Source organism: Humibacillus sp. DSM 29435, from assembly GCF_001758225.1.
Taxonomy (GTDB): Bacteria; Actinomycetota; Actinomycetes; order Actinomycetales; family Dermatophilaceae; genus DSM-29435.
In genome coordinates, this window is the sequence record NZ_MAST01000001.1 from 160,078 (window position 1) to 180,016 (window position 19,939).

Genomic DNA, 19,939 nt, shown 5'->3' on the forward strand with positions numbered 1-19,939 from the left:
CGACGGCTACGCGCCGACGATTGCAACGAGTCGTGCATCGTGACGCACGACATCGACGGCAACGACTTCTGACTCGAGTGACAGGTGGGCCACCTGGTCACGTATCTGTGCGCTAGTTGATGTCGAACTCGTTCCCCTCGGGGTCGAGCAACGCCACCGCGTAGTGGTCGGGAACCTCGGCGTCGATCGGCGACAGTCGCGTGGCACCGAGGGACACCAGCCTCGTCGCCTCGGCGTCGACCAGCTCGCGCCGGGTCTCGATCGACGACCCACGGCCGCCGCTCGCGTTGATGTCGAGGTGCAGCCGGTTCTTGACCGACTTCTGCTCTGGGACGACCTGGAACCAGATGCGCGGACCCTCCCCGTTCGGGTCCTCGATGCGGTCAGCGCCGATGCCCAGCTCGTCGTCGGGTACACCGACAGACCGGTACCAGTCGTCCCACGAAGGAAAGCCGGTGGGCGGAGGGGCGATCACGTAGTGCAACGCTTCGGCCCAGAAGCGGGCGAGCGGCTCGGGCGACGTGCAGTCGATCACGAGCTGGTACGACGCGGGCATCTGACACCTCCAGGAATCTGCGCTGGGCCCAGACTGGCACGCCCTACCGACGAGCACCCCTACCGACGGGCTCGCTCGATGTCAGTTCGAGGTTCTTCCTCCGCCCCGGAGGCGTCTAGTCGCAGTTCGGGCAGGCACCTGACACCGGCGTCTCCATGAAACAGGTCGGACAGACCGCCCCACGCCGTTCCTCCGCAGCCGCGGTGCGCGGCGTTCGGGCCCGTACTTCCCGGGTGCGGGTGGTGAGTGTCGGCTGGGCCCCGGCGGGGACGTCCGCATCCCAGTGCCGGTAGCACTCCAGCCGGGCCGCGGCCGCGTGCATCTCGCGCTCCAGCGGGTCGTCGATGGCAGGGTGACCCGAGACGCGGAGCACCTCGTCATAACCGGCCCCGACCTGCCCGTCGTCTTTGCGCACGACGAGGGCGACCAGTGCTGGCTCGTCGCGCGCGTGGTTGACCTTCACGAGGTCGGCGAGCAGGGCGCCGATCCAGTTGCGCATCTGCGAGCTGGTCCAGAGCGACGACCGCCGCTGCACCTCCTCCGCAAGCTCCGAATAGGTGATGACGGCGTTGTAGCGGCCGGCCGTCTCGACGAGGATCTCGTAGGCGTGCTTCACCCAGTACGGCTGCGCGACCTTCGGGGTTACGTACTTCTCGGTGTCAGTCAAGGTCGGAGGTCCCATCCGGTGATGGTGCGGTCGGTAGAGCACCAGTCTCCACCCTCGTAACCGTGGTGCTGGCACGGGTGTCCAGCGGCGTTCCGGTGACCTGCTCCGCCCAGCGGCGAAAATGCGGTGGGCGTGAGCGCGCTCTCAGGTCTAGCGTGCGGAGGTGGACGGTTCGCGTTCAGCGGGCCGTGACACTCGGGGAGTAGCTCATGCGCCGAACCTCAGCCCTCGTTTCCCTCGTCGCCACCGCTGCGGTGGCGGCCGTGATGGCGGCCCCGCTGGCCTCGGCCTCCGTGCCGAGCGCGTCCCCGCCGACGGGACGAGCCGACGCGCAGAGACCTCGCGTCTTCACGCCCGGTGACGACGATGCGAACGACCCCTATGTCGGAAACCTCGGCAACGGCGGGTACGACGTGAGCCACTACGACCTCACCGTTCGCTACAACCCCGCGAACGACCGGTTGTGGGGCACGACGACGATCACCGCCCGAGCCACCCAGAACCTCTCCCGTTTCGACCTCGACCTGCGCGGCCTCACGGTGCGCGCAGTGGTCGTCAACGGCATCCCGGTGAAGTGGGACCGCAAGGCCGGTGAGCTGCGGGTCACACCCAAGGCGGGGCTGCGCAAGGGAAGGACGTTCACCACCGTGGTCGTCTACGACGGCGTTCCCGTCACCCTGCCCGACGGGTCTGGCTTCGTGCACACCGACGACGGCGCTGTGATCATCGGCGAGCCCGAGGTGGCCGCCACCTGGTTTCCCGTCAACGACCACCCGAGCGACAAGGCGTCCTACCGCTTCGACGTGACGGTGCCCAAGGGCCTCACGGCCGTGGCCAACGGCGTGCTGCTGGGGTCGAAGACCAAGGGCGGCTGGACCACCTTCTCGTGGAACGCCCGCGAGCCGATGGCCTCCTACCTCGCGACGGCCACGATTGGCAAGTTCAACCTGAAGTCGTACACCCACAATGGAATCCGCTACTGGGAGGCCGTTGATCCGGCACTCTACGAGCCCACGGCCACCCCTCGAACGGGCACCCACTACGCCATCTCGGAGCAGGCCAACAACAGCTACAAGCGGTTGACCCGCACGATCTCGGTGCCGGCCACAGGTGCGAACGCCTCGTTCTGGGTGACGCGCGCCACCGAACCCGACTGGGACTACTTCTTCGTCGAGGCCCGCACCGCCGGCGGCTCCGACTGGACCACCCTGCCCGACCTCAACGGTCACACGAATGCCGACACCGGCAGGTCGTGTCCGTACTGGCTGCAGATCCATCCCTTCTTGAGCCACTACCAGAGCGACGCCGGTGACGGCTGCGCCCCGACCGGCACGACCGGCGGCTGGAACGCCGCCTCAGGAGCGAGCGACGGGTACGAGCAGTGGTCCGTCGACCTCTCGCCGTATGCCGGCAAGGCCGTCGAGCTCTCGTTGACCTACGTCAGTGACGACGCAGTGCAGAACCCCGGAGTGTTCATCGACGACGTCGCCGTCTCGACCGGCGAGGGCAGCACCTCGTTCGAGGCCGACGGCAACCCGCTCGAAGGGTGGGTGGTGGGCGGCGCGCCCGCGAGCAGCCCTGGCAACACGAGCGACTGGCTGGTTGGCGGCACCTCCGACGGGCCACCGTCGATCGGTGACAGCGTCGACGCCTCGTTCGCGCAGAACGCAAAGGTGGTCGACTTCCTCAGCTCGCAGTTCGGCCCTTACCCCTTCAGCGCCTCCGGCGGGATCGTCGACAACGACCCCGACCTTGGCTTCGCTCTTGAGAACCAGACGCGCCCGATCTACGCCAAGGCCTTCTTCGACACCCCCGCCGGCAACTCGGGCGTCGTCGCCCACGAGCTGGCCCACCAGTGGTTCGGCGACAGCCTCTCGGTGAAGAAGTGGCGCCACATCTGGCTGAGCGAGGGCTTCGCGACCTACGCCGAGTGGCTCTGGAGCGAGCACGAGGGCGAAGACACGCCCCAGCAGATCTTCGACGCCACCTACGCCGCGATCCCGGCTGACGACACCTTCTGGAAGGTCACGATCGGCGCCCCTGGTGCCGACCTGCTGTTCGACGACGCCGTCTATACGCGCGGCGCAATGACCTTGCACCAGCTGCGTCTCGAGGTCGGTGACCGCGACTTCTTCGCGATTCTCAAGGGGTGGGCGAAGGCCAACAAGAACGGCAACGTCACCACCGCTCAGTTCATCGCCTGCGCGGAGAAGGTCTCTGGGGAGCAGCTCGACGGGCTCTTCACGACCTGGCTGTTCACGCCTCGCAAACCGGTGCTCGGCGACCCTGGCGCCCGCGTGCCGGCCACCGCCGCGGCCACCGCCGCGGCGACCGGCTCGTCGGCCGCGCTCGACCGGCGCGTAAGGGCTCTGCCGGGCGCCGACACCGCGATGCGCCTGTGGAAGGCGTCGGCGGCTGCCCGCTGACCCGGCCCCCTTTCGACCAAGGCTGCCGTCGCCGGGGGTCAGTCAGCCTTGGTCGCCGTGCACAGAAACACGCCGAACTCGCGGTCGCCCTTGAGGATGGTCGTGGCGTCGACGAAGCTGACCTCCTCGAACCCGGCGTGCACCAGCTGCTCGGCGAGGCGTTGCCGGTCGAACCCGTGATGCCCGTCGAAGTCGACCTTCTCGGCGTGGAAGGCGCCGTCGGGGTCCTCGTCGAGGTCCGCGATCGCCAGCCGGCCACCCGTGACCAGCAGCTTCGCCACAGACCGCAGCAACCCGTCCAGGTCGTGCACGTGGTGCAACGCCATCGAGCTCCACGCCACGTCGTAGGCGCCGTCGAGCGGGTCTGTGGTCAGGTCGGCCCGAACAGCGCGTAGCCGGTCACCGAGGTCGGCCGCCTCGATCCGCTCCTGCGCTACCTGCACCATTCCGGCGGAGGGGTCGGTCACGACCACAGAGCCGACCCGGTCAGAGAGCAGGATGCTGAGGCGACCGGTGCCGCCACCGACCTCGAGTGCCCTCATCCGAGGGCTGAGGGTGACGGCTCTCTCGATGGCCTGGGCCACCGCGACCTGCCGCTCCTCGTGGCCGGGGGCTTCGTCCCACGTCGCTGCTTCGTCGTCGAACCGCTGGTGCTCATGCATGTGCTCGACCCTAGTTGCGGCGATCACCGGGCGACTCGAAGCGAGGCGGTGGCCGCTAGTCTCGAAGTGTGCCCGAGTTCAGCTGGCGACCGGCCAACGACGCGACGAGCGAGGACCTTGAGGCGGTCTTCGACGCCGGCGGTGCCCGCAAGTGCCGCTGCCAGGCGCTCAAGGCCCCGGGCTGGATCTGGCGAGACACGACGCAGGAGGAGCGCGACGCCTCGCTCGCGGAGCAGGCCGGCTGCGGAACGAGCGGCCCCACGTCTGGCCTGATCGGCTACGTCGACGGCGAAGCGGCCGGTTGGGTCGCGGTCGAGCCGCGGGAGAGCTACCCACGGATCTGGGCCCGCCAGAAGTCGTGGATGCGCAGGGACCCCGACCTCGAGGGCGTGTGGTCGGTCACCTGCTTCGTCGTGCGCAAGGGCTTCCGCCGACAGGGACTGATGTACGAGCTCGCCGCCGCGACCGTCGAGTACGGCGGGCAGGTCGGCGCTCGCGTGCTCGAGGGCTACCCCACCGAGCCGGTGCCGGGGAAGACCGTGATCTGGGACGAGGCGTCGGTCGGGCTGCTTCAGGTCTTCCTCGCCGCCGGCTACGCGGTCGAGGCGTCGCCCACCCTGCGCCGGAGGGTGGTGCGACACCGACTCGGCGCGTTTTCGTGAGGCTGGTTCCGTGATGCTGGCGCGACGCTACAGGTCTAACAGCAGCGCCAGTGTCTCGCGGACCTCGTTGAGGACCACGGGGCCGACATTGCCGGTGCGCTCCTGAATTCGAGTCGTGGCCACGGATCGCACCTGCTGGCACTGCGCCGAGGAACGCGCCACAAGCCGGTTGTCCTCATCGGGGTCGATCAGGACCTCGGTGCTGCTCGTGCGGATCGTCCGGGTCAACGGCACGACCTGGACGACGTTGGGTCCGCCCCTAAGAATCCGGGCGGCTGTTACGACGATGGCCGGGCGACGGAGTCCGGCCTCGCTACCGGCGGGCATGCCGAGGTCGAGTTCGACGACGTCACCCGGCGTCAGCATCGAGCCACGCCGTCTCATCCTCGGTGAGCTCTGTCGCGAGGTCCCGCGCCATGGCGTCCTGGCGGAGCGCGCGGATGGCTTTGCTCACCGTCTCATCGATCGTTTCGTGGCGTTCGGCCGCCAAGCGCGTCACCCTCGCATGAGTGTCCCTGCTGATGCGGATCGTCGTTGTCTCGGCCATATCACGACGATACTCCGTGTAGACAGATCCATCTACAAGTCGCCTCCACGCCGCTCAAGAGGCGTAAAGACTCGTTCGCGCGTCCGGGCCCGCTGCTACATCACGACCCGTGAACGGTCCGGGCCAAGCACCAGACTCACCGTGCGAATGTGAAGGAGCACGGAAGATCCCCGCCAGCCGTTTGGTTCCCCAGCCTCCTCAACGGCGCCCACGACCGAGCGCTCGAGTCGCTGCCTAGTGTTGCCGACCGTGGCGGTTCCGCGCCGGTTGCCGGGGTAGGCCAGGGGTTCCATTCGCCTCAGCGAGCAAGGGCCTGTCAGCAGGATCGCCAGGCTGGGGATGGGGTCGTGAGACGAACGCCCCCGAGCGTGCAGTCGGCCGAAGCTGCCCGCCCGCGAGTCGGCCGGTCTCCGGCGGTCAGACGGGCCGGCTCGTAGGTGGAGACGACGAAGGGCTCTGACCGCGTTTCCGCGGTTCAGAGCCCTAGGCCATTGAGTCGGGGTGACAGGATTTGAACCTGCGACCTCTTCGTCCCGAACGAAGCGCGCTACCAAGCTGCGCCACACCCCGATGTTTCAGGCCAGCCCTGCGTCACCCTCGTGACGGTGATCAGGTAGCCCGCAGGAATGTTATCTCAGCGTCCTGTCGATCTCCGAATCGGATGGCGCCGGCCCCGCCCGAGCGCCCGCAGATCCAGGGCGGCGGCACGAGGGGTACGAGAAGCGCGCGAGGGTCAGGAGCGGCGGGGGACCAGGGTCAGCAGGGTGGCCTCCGGGCGGCAGGCGAGGCGCACGGGGGCGGTGGGCGAGGTGCCGAGCCCGGCCGACACCTCGAGCCAGGCGGCATCCGCAGGAGCAGACGACGAAGGGGCCGAACCCGCCCCCGGCCACCACCGCGAGAGCCCCTTGGCCCGGCCGGTGTCGATGTCGCAGTTGGTCACCAGGGCTCCCCAGCCCGGCACGCAGACCTGCCCGCCATGGGTGTGCCCGGCGATGATCAGGGCGCAGCCGTCGGTGGCGTAGGCATCGAGCACCCGCTGGTAGGGCGCGTGGGTGACGCCGATCGTCAGGGCAGCATCCGGTGAGGCGGGGGCTCGCACGAGGTCGAGACGGTCGTAGCGCAGGTGCGGGTCATCGACGCCGACGACGTCGATGCGCTGCCCCCGGACCGTGAGCGAGTCGCGCCGGTTGGTCAGGTCGACCCACCCCTGGGCGCCGAGGCCGTGCACGAGGTCGGCCGTCGGCAGCCGGCGGCTCGCGGAGCCGGCCTGCACGTGGCGGCGGGTGAAGTAGCGCAGCGGGTTCTTCAGGGTCGGGCCGAAGTAGTCGTTCGACCCGAGCACGAAGACGCCCGGCCGGGCCAGCAGGTGCTCGAAGGTGTCGAGCACGGCGGGCACGGCGTCGGCGGCGGCGAGGTTGTCGCCGGTGTTCACCACGAGGTCGGGGTCGAGCGAGGCGAGGCTCTTGATCCAGGCCGACTTCTTGCGCTGGCGCGGCAGCAGGTGCAGATCGCTGACGTGCAGCACCCGGAGTGGTTCGGCGCCCGCGGGCAGCACCGGCACCTCGTAGCGCCGGATCACGAACGCGTTGCGCTCGATCAGCGAGGCCCAACCGAGCACTCCCAGCCCGGCCGCCCCGACTCCGGCGCCGATGCCGAGCCCGAGGCGAAGGCCTGACCCAAGGCCTGATCTGGTGAGCGCACGCATGACGGCATCCTCGCATCCCGGTATTGCAGGCGAACCACGCGCCCGCCTCCTGAGAGGATGGCGCCATGAGCACCCTCAAGCAGCAGCTGCAGTCTGACCTCACCTCCGCGATGCGGGCGCGCGACCAGGTGCGGGCCGGCTCGCTGCGGATGGCCCTGACGGCCGTCACCACCGAGGAGGTGGCCGGCAAGGAGCACCGCGACCTCACCGACGACGACGTGATCAAGGTGCTGGCCAAGGAGGCCAAGAAGCGGCGCGAGGCCTCGGAGGCCTATGCCGGGGCCAACCGCCCCGAGCTGGCGGCCCGGGAGGACGCCGAGCTCGCGGTGCTCGAGACCTACCTGCCGAAGCAGCTGAGCGGCGACGAGCTGTCGCGCATCGTGACGGATGCCGTGACCGCCTCAGGCGCGACCGGGATGGCGCAGATGGGGCTGGCCATGAAGGCCGCGAACGCCGCCGTCGCGGGTCGCGCCGAGGGTGGCCGGGTGGCCGCCATCGTCAAGCGGGCCCTCGCCGGCTGAGGCCGCTACGACGAGAGGACCAACGCGTCATGCGTCGGTCCTCTCGTTCTGTCCGGATGCCGCTCAGCCGGGCTACGGCGCCCCTTTACGTCTTCTTCGGGGGCCTGGTGGTCTTGGGCGGCTTCACGGGCTTGGGGGGCTTGGTGACCTTGGGGGGCTTCACGGGCTTGGGGGGCTTGGTGGCCTTGGGGGGCTTCGGCGTCTTGGTTACCGCTGGGGGTGCGACCGGCGGCTTGGTCGCGTTGTTGTTGGCGTTCTGCGGCGGGGCCGCGTAGCCCGAGGTGTAGATGGTGACGTAGCTGCCCGTCTTGGCCTTGCCCGAGGGCGAGGTGCCCGCCACCAGGCCCAGGGGAACCGATGAGGGTCGGGTGCCGCCGACGCCGGCCGAGAAGCCGGCGCCTCGCAGCTCGGCGATGGCCTCGGAGACCGTGAGGCCGGTGACGCTCGGAATGTCGATGTTGTCACCGTTGAGCAGCTTGTCGGAGGGCTCGGTGAAGCTCTCCTTGGGCTGGCCCTTCAGCGTGCCGTCCATGACGGCCTTCCAGATCGGGGCCGCCACGGCCGCGCCGTGCATCTTGGGGATGAAACGGCCGCCGATGGTGAGGTTGACCATGTTGCGCTTGTTGCCGTCGTCGGGCGTGCCGACCCAGACCGCGACCGACAGGTTGGGGGTGTAGCCGGCGAACCACGACTCGTTGTTCCTGTTCGAGGTTCCGGTCTTGCCGGCCGACTCCCGGCCGCTGTCGAGCTGGTTGCGCCGGCCCGACCCGTCGGTCATGTTGTACTCGAGGAACTTGTCGGTCGCGCGCGCCACGTCGGGCTCGATCACCTGGTCGCACTTGTTCGGCGGGAGGGCGATGTCCTTACCCGCCTTGGTGATCTTGGTGACGGCCACGACAGGGCAGCGCTTACCGTCGGAGGCGATGGTGGCGTAGGAGTTTGCGATCGCTTGAGGCGACACCTCTGTGCCACCCAGCACGATCGCGGCCGGGAACTCCGGGATGGGTGATCCGTCGGCCCGGTGCATCCCAATGCGGTTCATCGTGTCGCGGATCTTGCAGAGCCCAACCTGCTGGGCCAGCCCGACGAAGGCGGTGTTCGTCGAGAGGGCCGTCGCCTCCATCAGTGTCATCTTGCCGCCCTTGAAGGAAGTGTCGTTGTAGACCCTCCAGTCGCGGAAGGTCTTGGAGCACGCGTCCTTCGGGAAGTCGGACGGCTTGTATGCCGCCTGGCTGCTGCCGCCCGCCGCCTTGGCGTCGACGCTCGACTTCGTGTTCAGGCCCGACTCCATCGCCGTCACGAGCGCGAAGGCCTTGGCCGTCGAACCGAACTGGAACCCGCCGGATCCGCCGTACTTCTTGTCGAGGGCCCAGTTGATGCCCGTTGCCCCGAGCTTCTGCTTGTCGACGGTGTACTTCGTGTTCTGCGCGAACGCCAGCACCTTGCCCGTGCCCGGCTCGGTCACGTAGGCCGCGGCCCCGACCTTCGACTTGTCGCCGATCGGCACCTGCTTGACCACGGCCTCCTGGGTGAGCTTCTGCACGCGCGGGTCCAGGGTGGTTGTGATGGTGATGCCACCCTCGTAGAGGGTGCGCCTGCGCTCCTCGGCCGTCTTGCCGAGGGCCGGCATCTGCAGGGCGTAGTTGATGATGAAGTCGCACCAGTACGGGTAGGGCGAGCTGAGGCAGGTCGACTTGGGGTAGGAGACCTTCATGTCCTTCTTGAGGGTGCGGGCCTTGGCCGCCTTCCACTCCTTGGTCGTGATGCTGCCCAGCTCGTGCATCCGGTCGAGCACGACGTTGCGGCGCTCGACGGCTCGCTTCGGGTTGTTGACCGGGTCGGTGGTGCCCGGGTTCTGCGTGAGGCCGGCGAGCAGCGCCGCCTGAGAGATGCTGAGCTTGCTGGCCGGGATGCTGAAGTAGTGCTGCGAGGCCGCCTCGACGCCGTAGGCCCGGTCGCCGTAGTAGACGAGGTTCATGTACCCCTCGAGAATCTGGTCCTTCGTCATCTTCTTCTCGAGCGTGATCGCGTACTTCAGCTCCTTGATCTTGCGCATGTAGTCCTTGCGCACGGCAGCGGCGGCGGCGTCCTTGTTCCCGTTGCTGAGCGCGGAGTACTGCAACGAGATCTTGACGAACTGCTGCGTCAGCGACGACGCTCCCGACTGGGTCGCGCCCGTGCGAATGTTCGAGACGAGGGCTCGCACCACACCCTGCAGGTCGACCCCGCCGTGGTCGTAGAACCGGTGGTCCTCGATGTCGACCTGGGCCACCCGCATGATCGGCGCGATGCTCTTCAGCGGCACGATGGTGCGGTTCTGGTCTTGAGGGGTGGCGATCACGGTGCCGTCGGCCGCCAGGATGCGGGACTGCTGGGCGAGCGGGTCGGTCTTGAACTCGCTCGGTAGGTCGTTGAAGACATCGACCCCGCTGCGGGCCAGGGCGCCGGTGGCGCCGACGGCCGGCATGACGAGACCGGCAGCGAGCAGGCCGAGCACGAGAGCCGACGCGAGGAAGGCTCCGAGCAGGCTGATGACGCCGCCGAACGACGTGGTGCGCGAAGACATGCGCCCTAGGCTAACCGCTCGCTCTGTGTCAACCCGCATCGTCGGGTCGCGTCGCGGCACTCGTGATCACCCTGTCATCCGCCCGTTGGAGGGTGTCGGATGCCGCTGTCCGTGGCCCGCCGTCGTTCCACGCCCCTCACAACCTCTGACAACGTCTGTCACCGAGCCGGCCGTGCGACCGCTTCACCACTGGTGTCAGCAGCATGTGCGGCGTTGGCGACGTTGGCGACGTTGCCGGCGCTGACCTCTTGGACGCAGTCGACTCCCGTAGCTGGGGCGGCGAGGGTGAGCCAGCATCCGTCCACGGGGACGCCCAGGGCCTACCAGAGCTACCCGACGGATGGCCTCCGCCCATTCCGGTGACCGTGTCATCGACCTGGGTCACGACCGCACCGACAGGGTTCTCGATCCTGGTGGGTGATCGCTTGTGATCCGGGATCCGGACCGTGGCGCAGCACGAGAGGGCTCTGGCGTCGCCCAGGGTGATGTTGACGAGTGCAGCGGGGCGCTTCTCAGCGGAGTGAGCAGCCGGCGCAGTTGTCGGGGTGGTTGCGCGTGATCACACTCTGGTCTCGAACGATCGGTTCGGTGGTGTACAGCCCACCACCTTGTCTCGATCCCCGTGGGCTGACGGAGAGGTTGTTGTTCGTGATGGACGTGTGGCGCAGCGCGAGGACGACGGGCGGGCCGGATATCGACACGCCGTTCCAGATCCCTCCGCCTTGCGCCGACGATCCGTTCGGGCTGGCGGCCCTGGCGGTGTTGCCTCGCACCCGTACGTGGTCGAGCTCGAGAAGGCCGTTGTTGAATACCCCGGCCCCAACAGCTTCGGCTGTGCCGTTCGCGCTGCTGGAGCGGACCGTGTTGCCGGCGATCACACTGTCGGAGACGAAGACCCGGCCGGGGTTGTCGCTGAAGTTCAGGATCGTGAGTGCCCCGATGGCGGACGCTGGCCCGGAGCGGCTGTGCACCGAGACCGTGTTGTTGGAGATGCGCGAGTGAGTCACGACCGCTGGTCCGTCGAACTCCAGGGTCGACCCGCTGGCGCCGACATCCTGCGTTGTGGCCACATCGGCGGTCACCCGGTTGTGCTCGATGACGGTGTTGGTCATCCACACCGAGCTCTCTCCGCACGCACACATTCCTGCGTCGAAGGCAAGGGGTTCCCCGAGTGGGTCGATGGCCGAGATGGCGTTGTGGGAGATGACAGTGTCACTGATGATGACGGTGCTGCCGTTGCCGATGTGGATCCCGCCAGAGTTGGCGTTCATGTCGATGAGTGTGCCCTGGGCCTTCACCGGCCAGGACGTCACCAGATCGGCGCGGTTCATCGTCACCTGGCTTCGTTGGACGGTGAGGTTGCCGGAGTCGACGAAGATCCCGCCGCCCTCGGAGAACCGGCCGATCGCCGTAGGGCGGGCATGGTTCGCCGTCACCACCGTCGACTTCACCGTCAGGGTCCCCAGCTCGCTGAAGATCCCGCCGCCGTTGGCGTCACTCAGGGCACCGTCGACGCGGTTGTCGCGCACCGTGCTTCGGTTCACGGTCAGTTCGCCGGAGTTGGCGATGCCTCCGCCTCTCGCGCGGGCGAACGGGCAGAATCCGGACGGGCACAGGACGCCGCTGGGTGAGTCCGACACCGTGGTGGCCGTCGCCCTGTTGTTCCGAACGGTGACGTCGGTCAACGTCACGCTCGCCCCGACACCACCGTCGGTGGTCGGCTCGATGTCGATGCCTCCTCCCCGCGAGTCGAAGCCGTTTCCGGTGGCGACGCCACCGGCCACGGTGAGCTGTGAGAGCGAAACGTCCAGGGCGGGTGTCGTACCGGCGATCGTGATGACCGGCCCGCCACCACGGATCACGGTTCGACCCTCGCCAGCGCCGACGAGATGGACACTTTTGCTGACCGTCACGCCGCCCGCGTAGCTGCCGGGGCCCAGCCGAAGGGTGTCACCGTCGTGTGCGCTCACCAGAGCAGCATCCAAGGTCGCGACACACCCCGGTGTCGACCCCACACAGATGACGTGAGTGTCAGCGGACGCGGCAGCCGGGCTGGCGGCGGCGAGGATCGCTCCGAACGACGCGACGAAGGCTGCTCGTCGCCAGGTACTGCTGGACATGGCTGCTCCTTTGGTCAGTGTGATCCCAGACTGCCGAGGTCGACGCTGAGAACCATTCGGGGGCACTGATGTTTGGACGAACCTCGTTGGGGAGCGGGCCCAGAAGCGGGTCAGCAACGTCTCGAAGCCGTGGTGCGACCTTGTGCTCGCATGGGAGCTCTGATCCTCATCATCCAGGGATTCATGGTGGTTCCGCGAGCAGGTTTCGCTGAAGAACAGGGCGCGGATCGCCCGCCGAGCCCTGCCTCGCGGGCATCGACGCACTTCCAGATGACCCACGCACTGGCCTCGGAGGCCTCGGGTTCATCGCCGCCACCGCGGTAGGGCGGTCGCTGAGTATCAGCAGCCGCCGGTCGTCATCGGAGTCTCAGCCGGTACCACTGGGGTCGTGTCCGGTTCATCGGCCAGCCCAGTCCCCGGGTGTCGGCGTGCTCGACCGTGAGCAGCTGCCAGTCCGAGAACGCGGCCTCCACGTGCGCTTGGGACACCCCCTCCAGCAGAGACCGCAGCACGGTCGGTCCGAAGGCGAGCATCAGCAGCGTGGCCCCGGGGTTGGCCAAGGCCGTGACACCGGCACCCTCTGCGGCGCGCTGCTCGGCGTCAAGACCCTGAAAGCAGCCCACGTCGAGAAAGAGGTCGAAGGTGCCCAGATCGGCCGCGGGTAGGTCGGTCACATCCCCAACGACGTAGGAGGCGCCATTCCTACCCTGTCGTGTCGCTTCGGCGATCGCGGCCGGTACGTTGTCGATGCCCACGACCCGCCAGCCTCTTCGCGCCAGTTCGGGGGTGTACTGACCGCGCCCGCAGCCCAGGTCGAGTGCTCGACCAAGTGGGCGCGAGCGTTCGCACTCCTCGCGATCGAACAGCGCGGCGATGCTTGCCGCCGCTGCAGGCCCATAGCGCTCCCAAGGCCTGACCCCGAAGCGGTACATCCGGGTGTACTTCGTCATCTGGCTCGCCTCTCCGGGACCATCACGTGGCGAGAGCCGTCTGACTCTGACGCACCCTGATCGGCCTGCTGGTACCGAAAGCGTGCCATGCGGGTGGGGATCGGTTGAGGTGGGTCAGTCGGTCGTGGCGACTGTCTCAGAGTGTGTGTCAGCAGGTGAGGGACCGGTTGACACACCCGATCTGCCACCGGAGGCCGGTCCAGCAGTGCGGAAACCGCCTGGTGAGCAGCTCTTGCAAAGAGTCATGCGCCGGTCAACACTAGGTAAAGAGTTGGTCAAGGCGGTGTCTAGTTGATGTTTCAGGCTCAGCACCGCGGAAGGTGACTAGTCACCGTCCTTTCGAAATGGTCCGATCAGGCCATGTCGGGGTTTGTCCGGAACTCGTAGTGTCATTCATGGACCAGGGGGGTCCGGGTTCGGTCCGAATCAGTGGATCGAATCATTTCTCGGCGACGTGGGAGTTGCCGAGCGGGGAGGGGAACAAAATGAGTACAGCAGTGGTCGACCTATGGGCCGACGAGTGGACGGACGAGTGGGCCAACCGGGCCGCTTGTTCGAACCAAGACCCTGACGCGCTGTTCGTCAGGGGCAAGGCGCAGCACGACGCCAAGGCAGTCTGCAAGGGCTGCCCGGTGCTCGCGCAGTGCCTTGCGGAAGCGCTGGACAACCGCACCGAGTTCGGTGTGTGGGGGGGAATGACGGAGCGAGAGCGTCGCGCACTGTTGCGCAAGCGCCCCGACATCACGTCGTGGAAGACGGCGCTGCGTCAGTCAATGGCCGGTTCGGCCAAGGCCTGACGAACAGCCTCACTCGCGGGGGCCTGATCCACCAGGGTCAGGCCCCCGCGAGTGCGTTGCCCACTTCGCGCAGGCTCTCGAGGTCGTGCACGTCACGACTGAGGGCCGGCACGTGCGTCACCGGGATGCCGGGGTGCGCGCGGGTGAACCGGTCGGCCAGCTCGCGCTGCCGTTCCGCCGTCTTGACCAAGGCGGCGTGCAGCCGAAGCACCCCGGCCGCGTTCGTCGCCGACCGCGGGCCGCCTGACTCGTCAAGCGCCTCAGCGACCGAAAGTGCTTTGGCGGGAGTCAGACCCGACGCTGCCACCTGACCGATGCGGTTGACCACGAGCCCGGCGAGCGGCATCCGGTCGGCCTCGAGCCGGTCGACGAAGAACGAGGCCTCGCGCAAGGCGTCCCGCTCCGGCGCGGCCACGACGATGAACGCCGTGCCCTCCTGCGAGAGCAGCCGGTAGGTGACGTCGGCCCGCTCACGGAACCCACCGAACATCGTCTCCAGGGCGCTCACGAACGTCTCGAGGTCTTGCAGCATCTGCCCGCCCAGGATCTTCGTGAGGGTGGAACTGACCAGCTGCACCCCGAAGCCGAAGACCTTGAGCCCAGCGCGCCCACTCAGCTTGGCCGGCGCGGTCATCAGCCGGATGAAGCGGCCGTCGAGAAAGCTGCCGAGCCGGTTCGGGGCGTCGAGGAAGTCGAGCGCCGACCGTGACGGCGGGGTGTCGACGATTATAAGGTCCCAGTCGTCGGCGCTCGACTTGAGCTGGCCCAGCTTCTCCATGGCCATGTACTCCTGCGTGCCCGCGAACGAGCTGCTGACCGCCTGGTAGAAGGGGTTGGCGAGGATCTGTTCGGCCTTGTCGGGCTCGGAGTGGGCGATCACGACCTCGTCGAAGGTCCGTTTCATGTCGAGCATCATGGCGTGCAGGCTGCCGCCCGCGCTCGTGTCGATTCCGTGCACCTCGCGCGGGGTGTTGTCGAGCTCGGTGAGGCCGAGCGACTGTGCGAGCCGGCGCGCCGGGTCGATGGTGAGCACGACTGTGCGACGGCCGGACTCGGCAGCGCGCAGCCCGAGGGCGGCAGCGGTGGTGGTCTTGCCGACCCCGCCCGAACCGCAGCACACGATGATCTCGGTGGCCGGGTCGGCGAGCAGCGCGTCGACGTCGAGCACCGGGGCCGAGGCCGTCTTGGATGCCGACTTGGACCCCGTGTTCGATGCCGTGTTCGATGCCGTGGCCGAGGTCATCACACCATCCCCTGGGTCGCGATGAGGTCAGCCAGCTGCCGGATGGAGCCGGAGTCGGCGGCGCCCTCCGGCAGAGCCGGCAGGCTGATGATGGGCAGCCCGCTGGCGGTCAGCAGCTCGAGCTGCTCACGCTCGAGGTCGACCCGGTGGGCGTGGTCGCGAGCCTCGGTCATCAACCCGTCGACGAGGCCGGGCGTGGCCTTGACACCGGCCTCGACGAGCTGGTTCGTGATCGAGCTGCGATGCAGGCGCCCAGCCCTCGCCTGCTCCAGAGCCGCGTCGTCGAGCAGTGGTTCGCGCACCATGTTGACCACGACAAAGCCCGGGTGCAGGCCTTTCTCGCGCAGCTCGGCAACCGCTTCAAGCGTCTCTTGCACCGGCATCTCCTCGAGCAGGGTCACGAAGTGCACCTGCGCCTGCGTACTGGTCAGCAGTCGCATGATCGACTGCGACTGCGAATGGATCGGGCCGACCTTGGCCAGGTCGGCAACCTCTGAGTTGACGCCGAGAAAGCGGCCGATGCGCCCGGTCGGGGGAGCATCGAGCACCAGGGCGTCGTAGGCCGGAGGGCCCTGCCCCTTGTGCTTGCCGTCGAGCCGGCGCCGGTTGGCTTCGTAGACCCGCCCGATGAGCAGCACGTCGCGCACGCCGGGGGCGATCGTCGTGGCGAAGTCGACGGCACCGAACTTCTCGAGGATCCGCCCCGCGCGGCCGAGCTTGTAGAACAGCTGGAGATACTCCATGAGCGCCCGCTTCGGTTCGACCGACAGGCCGACGACCTCGCCGCCGCTCGCCGTGCGGGCGACCCGCGTCTCTTCAGGCCCGAGCGGCGGCACGTCGAAGGTCTGGCTGATGCCCTGGCGTTCTTCGACCTCGGCGAGCAGGACACGCTGGCTGTGTCCCGCCAGGGCGAGCGCCAGGGCGGCCGCCACCGTCGTCTTGCCGGTGCCGCCCTTCCCGGTCACGATGTGCAGCCGAACGTCGGACCGCGGAACGGCGGGGCTGCTCGTCATTGCCTCAGCCTAAGGCTCGCCCTCGGTGCCCGCCGCGGGTGGTCGGGCGACCCCGGCATCCACAGTCGAGTGGCCACTTCCGTCCGGTTGGGTGACCCCGGCATCCACAGCCGAGTGGCCACTTCCGTTCGGTCGTGACCTTTCGACTGTACGAAAGCGGCCACTCGACTGGGGGGGCTGGGGTGGGGGGCTGTGGTCGGGTGGGGGGCAGGGAGTCTCAGCCGGCGCGGGGCAGCAATGAGCGGATGGCGGCGAGCACGCGGGCGAAGGCCGGATGTTCGGGGTCGATGAGCTCGTAGTGCCCCGCGCCCGCCACCACGTCGAGCCTGACGTCGCCGCCGGCCAGGCGAGCTGCCGACAGGTACTCGTGGGTGACCTCGAGCGGAACGATGTGGTCGGCATCGCCGTGCACCAGCCGCACCGGCACGCGCGGGGGGAGGGAGTCCATCGGGTCCGCGACCTGCCATGCCTCGTCGTCGAGGTCGTCGGCGCCCACGAAGGCCGCGGCTGCATCGGCGCCGAGCCGCATCCTCGCGGTGGCCCGGAGGTCGACGCACCCGGCGAGCGCGACGACGCCGGCCGGCCCAGCGGCATCCGACGAGGTGGCTGACTCCGACGAGAGCGGATGCCGCTGGGCCCACGGCTGGTTGGCGGCCCAGGTGACGAGGTGGCCGCCGGCCGAGTGACCGACGAGCACGAGCGGCTCAGGCAGGTCGGGGTCGTGGGCCACCGCCGCGACGAGGGCCGTGAGGTCATCCAGCGTTCCGGGCACGCCGCCCCCCGGCATGCCGGCCCGGCGGTACTCACCCACCGCGACGTGAAAGCCGGCGTCGGCCAGAGCCTGCGCCTGGGGGCTGGCGTGGGTGCGGTCGTAGGCCTCGCGCCAGAAGCCCCCGTGTACGATGAGCACCGTGGCGCCGACCGCGTCTTCAGCAGGGCGTGGGAGGCGCACGTCGTAGACCTGGGCCGCGTCGAGACCGTAGGCCCGCGTCGCGTCGGGCGGAGGCGACGGGCGGCGAAGCACGTCGCCCACGGCGGCGTCCCCCCGGCCGTCGCGAAGGCCCGCATCGCCGTCGTGGGCAGGGTCTGCTTCGTGGGCACCCGACATGGGCTCCATCGTGGCAGCCGGCGCTCGCTATGGTGAGGGCATGACGACCTGGGAGTACCTCACCGCCCCGCTGCTGATCCACAACACCAAGGCGATCCTCGACAACTTCGGAGCCGACGGCTGGGAGCTGGTCCAGGTCGTGCCTGGGCCCGACGGGTCGAGCCTGGTGGCCTACTTCAAGCGACCGAAGGGCTGAAACCGATGTCAACCGTAGAAGACCGTCTGGCCGAGCTCGGCCTCACCGTTCCCGAGGTCGTGCCGCCGGTGGCCGCGTACGTGCCGGCCGTTCGCGACGGCAACCTGGTGTTCACCTCGGGTCAGCTGCCCATGGTCGACGGGGCGATGGCCGCCACCGGCAAGGTCGGCGCGGACGTGACGCCCGAGACCGCCAAGCAGCTGGCGCAGGCCTGCGCCCTCAACGCCATTGCCGCCATCAAGGCCCTCATCGGCGACCTCGACCAGGTCGCCCGGGTGGTCAAGGTCGTCGGGTTCGTGGCGTCCGAGCCGTCCTTCACGGGCCAGCCGGCCGTGATCAACGGGGCCAGCGAGCTGTTGGCGAAAGCGTTCGGCGACAAGGGAGTTCACGCACGCTCCGCTGTGGGCGTAGCCGCGCTGCCCCTCGACGCTCCCGTCGAGGTCGAGGTCATCGTCTCGATCGCCGACTGACGGCGCCGGCCACAACACGACGGCACGTCGACCTGACGACTCTCGGAGCCATGAGGTGACCCGCCTCTTCCCGCTCACCCGGGCCCCCGGTATCGCTGACCACGCGAGCCGGTGGCTGTCGGGCGAGCGGTGGCCCGAGGCGCCGCCCCGTCGGGCCAGCACCGTGATGCTCGTGCGCGACGGAGCCGCCGGAGTCGAGGTGTTCCTGCTGCGTCGCGTGGCCCAGATGGCCTTCGCACCGAGCACGATGGTGTTCCCCGGCGGCGGCGTCGACCCACGAGACAGCGAGCCCGACCTGCCATGGTCGGGGCCGTCGGCGTCCGAGTGGTCGCAGCGACTGGGCTGCGCCGAGGCCGAGGCGCGGATGTTCGTGGCGGCCGCGGTGCGGGAGGTCTTCGAGGAGTGCGGGGTGCTGTTGGCCAGCCCCGCGGTGAACGACCCCGGCGGCCCCCTTGCCGACGTGGGCGACCCTCGGTGGCGCGGCATCCGCGACGGCCTCGTGCAACATCGGCTGTCGCTGACCGACGTGCTCAGTTCGGAGGGGTTGGTGATGCGCACCGATCTCATTGTGGCCAAAGCGCATTGGCTGACGCCGGTGTTCGAGCCCCGACGCTTCGACACGTGGTTCTTCGCCGCCTTGATGCCGGGGCATCAGGTCGCCGACGGCAACACGAGCGAGGCCGACCATGCCGCATGGTTTGATCCGGCCCAGCTGCTCGAGGCGTATGCCGACGGTGACGCGATGATGATGCCGCCCACAGTGGTGTGCGTCGAGCAGGTGCGAGACGCGGCGTCGGCGAACGCGTTCGTGAGACACGCCGACCATCTGCCGCTCATCGTGTCGGAGATCATCGACACCCCCGAGGGTCCGGCCATGACCATGGTCGAGCGGTGAACGGGGCAACCGCGTGAACGGTGGCGCGCCAGACCCCGACTGGGCCGGTGGCACCGTCTCCGAACGGGCCGACTGCGTGCTGTGCCCGAACCCGTCGCCGATGACGCTCGACGGCACCAACACCTGGGTGCTCGGCGAGCCCGGTTCCGATGCGGTGGTCGTGCTCGACCCGGGGCCCCTCGACGAGGGCCATCTGCAGACCGTGCTCGAGCACGTCGCCGGCACCGGTCGGCGCGTGGCGCTCACCCTCCTGACCCACGGGCATCTCGACCACGCCGAGAGCGCAGACCGTTTCCACGCGCTGACCGGGGCTCCCGTGCGGGCCTTCGGGCGCGGACACGACGACGTTCGACCCGGTGAGGTGATCGAGGTGGACGGCCTCGAGATCGTGGCCGTGCCCACGCCCGGCCACACCAGCGACTCCTACTCGTTCGTGCTGCCCGCCGAGAACGCCCTGCTGACCGGCGACACCGTGCTCGGTCGGGGCACCACGGTCGTGGCCTGGCCCGACGGCAACCTTGAGGCCTATCTCGACTCCCTGCACCGCATCGAGACCCTCACCGGCGCGCGGGAGGTGACCACGATGCTGCCCGGTCACGGGCCGTTCGTCTCGGATGCCGCCGCCACTGTTTCGTTCTACCTTCGTCACCGCGCCGAGCGTCTCGACCAGGTTCGTGCCGCTGTCGAGAGCGGTCTTCACGCCGCACACGAGGTGGTGGAGCGTGTGTACGCCGATGTGCCCCGGTCGGTCTGGCCGGCGGCCGAGCTCTCGGTGCAGGCCCAGCTGCAGTACCTGCGCGAGCACCCCACCGACTGAGCCCGTCGGGGTTGGCCC

General features: G+C 68.8%; 20 protein-coding genes and 1 tRNA gene. 8 read left to right on the top strand and 13 right to left on the bottom strand.

Annotation, left to right across the window (positions count from 1 at the left end; translation table 11 throughout):
* Window positions 1-112: 112 nt before the first annotated feature.
* On the bottom strand, window positions 113-556 hold the full coding sequence (locus BA895_RS00735) for a VOC family protein (RefSeq protein WP_070189965.1): 444 nt from the start codon (window positions 554-556) through the stop codon (window positions 113-115).
* Between the two features lie 115 nt (window positions 557-671).
* Entirely contained in the window at window positions 672-1,238 is a 567-nt protein-coding gene (locus BA895_RS00740; protein WP_254666268.1) for a hypothetical protein, read from the bottom strand.
* A 194-nt stretch (window positions 1,239-1,432) separates the two neighbouring features.
* Here BA895_RS00740 and BA895_RS23795 point away from each other — a divergent pair, with 194 nt between their 5' ends.
* Window positions 1,433-3,649, top strand: coding sequence for a M1 family metallopeptidase (locus BA895_RS23795; RefSeq protein ID WP_070189966.1), 2,217 nt, complete (start codon window positions 1,433-1,435; stop codon window positions 3,647-3,649).
* Window positions 3,650-3,687: 38 nt separating this feature from the next.
* Here BA895_RS23795 and BA895_RS00750 read toward each other — a convergent pair whose 3' ends face one another.
* Complete coding sequence (locus BA895_RS00750) at window positions 3,688-4,311, bottom strand: class I SAM-dependent methyltransferase (RefSeq protein WP_070189967.1); 624 nt, start codon at window positions 4,309-4,311, stop codon at window positions 3,688-3,690.
* Between the two features lie 68 nt (window positions 4,312-4,379).
* On the opposite strand from BA895_RS00750, the gene BA895_RS00755 reads away from it, so the two are divergent.
* Window positions 4,380-4,973 carry a GNAT family N-acetyltransferase gene (locus BA895_RS00755; RefSeq protein WP_070189968.1) on the top strand — a complete coding sequence of 198 codons (594 nt, stop codon included), beginning with the start codon at window positions 4,380-4,382 and terminating at the stop codon, window positions 4,971-4,973.
* A 27-nt stretch (window positions 4,974-5,000) separates the two neighbouring features.
* On the opposite strand, the gene BA895_RS00760 is transcribed toward BA895_RS00755, so the two are convergent.
* The 4 genes from BA895_RS00760 to BA895_RS00775 all read right to left on the bottom strand — a co-directional run bounded on the left by BA895_RS00760 (window position 5,001) and on the right by BA895_RS00775 (window position 7,225).
* On the bottom strand, window positions 5,001-5,339 hold the full coding sequence (locus BA895_RS00760; protein ID WP_070189969.1) for a type II toxin-antitoxin system PemK/MazF family toxin: 339 nt from the start codon (window positions 5,337-5,339) through the stop codon (window positions 5,001-5,003).
* The gene (locus BA895_RS00765) at window positions 5,323-5,520 is read right to left on the bottom strand and encodes a hypothetical protein (protein ID WP_070189970.1); all 198 of its coding nucleotides are present in this window, start codon (window positions 5,518-5,520) and stop codon (window positions 5,323-5,325) included. The genes BA895_RS00760 and BA895_RS00765 overlap by 17 nt, the downstream gene beginning before the upstream one ends.
* A 496-nt stretch (window positions 5,521-6,016) precedes the next feature.
* Window positions 6,017-6,090, bottom strand: a tRNA-Pro gene (locus BA895_RS00770).
* Between the two features lie 163 nt (window positions 6,091-6,253).
* Window positions 6,254-7,225: a metallophosphoesterase gene (locus BA895_RS00775; protein WP_070189971.1), complete on the bottom strand. Its 972-nt coding sequence runs from the start codon at window positions 7,223-7,225 to the stop codon at window positions 6,254-6,256.
* A gap of 65 nt (window positions 7,226-7,290) precedes the next feature.
* Between BA895_RS00775 and BA895_RS00780 the strand changes: the two genes are divergently transcribed.
* Window positions 7,291-7,746 (top strand): GatB/YqeY domain-containing protein, encoded by a 456-nt coding sequence (locus BA895_RS00780; RefSeq protein ID WP_070189972.1) that lies wholly within the window; start codon window positions 7,291-7,293, stop codon window positions 7,744-7,746.
* Window positions 7,747-7,831: 85 nt separating this feature from the next.
* On the opposite strand, the gene BA895_RS00785 is transcribed toward BA895_RS00780, so the two are convergent.
* The 3 genes from BA895_RS00785 to BA895_RS00795 form a co-directional block, all read right to left on the bottom strand.
* A complete protein-coding gene (locus BA895_RS00785) occupies window positions 7,832-10,312 on the bottom strand; it encodes a transglycosylase domain-containing protein (protein ID WP_139142454.1) in 2,481 nt (826 codons plus the stop codon).
* Between the two features lie 512 nt (window positions 10,313-10,824).
* A complete protein-coding gene (locus BA895_RS00790; RefSeq protein WP_070189973.1) occupies window positions 10,825-12,432 on the bottom strand; it encodes a right-handed parallel beta-helix repeat-containing protein in 1,608 nt (535 codons plus the stop codon).
* A gap of 356 nt (window positions 12,433-12,788) precedes the next feature.
* Window positions 12,789-13,382, bottom strand: a complete 594-nt coding sequence (locus BA895_RS00795; protein WP_217493787.1) for a bifunctional 2-polyprenyl-6-hydroxyphenol methylase/3-demethylubiquinol 3-O-methyltransferase UbiG — start codon at window positions 13,380-13,382, stop codon at window positions 12,789-12,791.
* Between the two features lie 485 nt (window positions 13,383-13,867).
* On the opposite strand from BA895_RS00795, the gene BA895_RS00800 reads away from it, so the two are divergent.
* A complete protein-coding gene (locus BA895_RS00800) occupies window positions 13,868-14,179 on the top strand; it encodes a WhiB family transcriptional regulator (protein ID WP_070189974.1) in 312 nt (103 codons plus the stop codon).
* Window positions 14,180-14,216: 37 nt separating this feature from the next.
* Here BA895_RS00800 and BA895_RS00805 read toward each other — a convergent pair whose 3' ends face one another.
* From BA895_RS00805 to BA895_RS00815, 3 genes are all read right to left on the bottom strand, one after another.
* Window positions 14,217-15,422, bottom strand: a complete 1,206-nt coding sequence (locus BA895_RS00805; protein ID WP_070189975.1) for an ArsA family ATPase — start codon at window positions 15,420-15,422, stop codon at window positions 14,217-14,219.
* Window positions 15,422-16,435 carry an ArsA-related P-loop ATPase gene (locus BA895_RS00810; RefSeq protein ID WP_070189976.1) on the bottom strand — a complete coding sequence of 338 codons (1,014 nt, stop codon included), beginning with the start codon at window positions 16,433-16,435 and terminating at the stop codon, window positions 15,422-15,424. The genes BA895_RS00805 and BA895_RS00810 overlap by 1 nt, the downstream gene beginning before the upstream one ends.
* Before the next feature lie 217 nt (window positions 16,436-16,652).
* Window positions 16,653-17,543, bottom strand: coding sequence for a S9 family peptidase (locus tag BA895_RS00815; protein ID WP_083282837.1), 891 nt, complete (start codon window positions 17,541-17,543; stop codon window positions 16,653-16,655).
* A gap of 40 nt (window positions 17,544-17,583) precedes the next feature.
* Between BA895_RS00815 and BA895_RS00820 the strand changes: the two genes are divergently transcribed.
* From BA895_RS00820 to BA895_RS00835, 4 genes are read left to right on the top strand one after another with little or no spacing between them, the layout of a single operon-like run.
* Entirely contained in the window at window positions 17,584-17,739 is a 156-nt protein-coding gene (locus tag BA895_RS00820) for a DUF4177 domain-containing protein (RefSeq protein ID WP_139142455.1), read from the top strand.
* Between the two features lie 5 nt (window positions 17,740-17,744).
* On the top strand, window positions 17,745-18,209 hold the full coding sequence (locus tag BA895_RS00825; protein WP_070189978.1) for a RidA family protein: 465 nt from the start codon (window positions 17,745-17,747) through the stop codon (window positions 18,207-18,209).
* A gap of 55 nt (window positions 18,210-18,264) precedes the next feature.
* Window positions 18,265-19,104, top strand: a complete 840-nt coding sequence (locus tag BA895_RS00830) for an NUDIX domain-containing protein (RefSeq protein WP_070189979.1) — start codon at window positions 18,265-18,267, stop codon at window positions 19,102-19,104.
* Window positions 19,105-19,117: 13 nt separating this feature from the next.
* On the top strand, window positions 19,118-19,921 hold the full coding sequence (locus BA895_RS00835) for an MBL fold metallo-hydrolase (RefSeq protein ID WP_070189980.1): 804 nt from the start codon (window positions 19,118-19,120) through the stop codon (window positions 19,919-19,921).
* The last annotated feature ends 18 nt before the right edge of the window (window positions 19,922-19,939 follow it).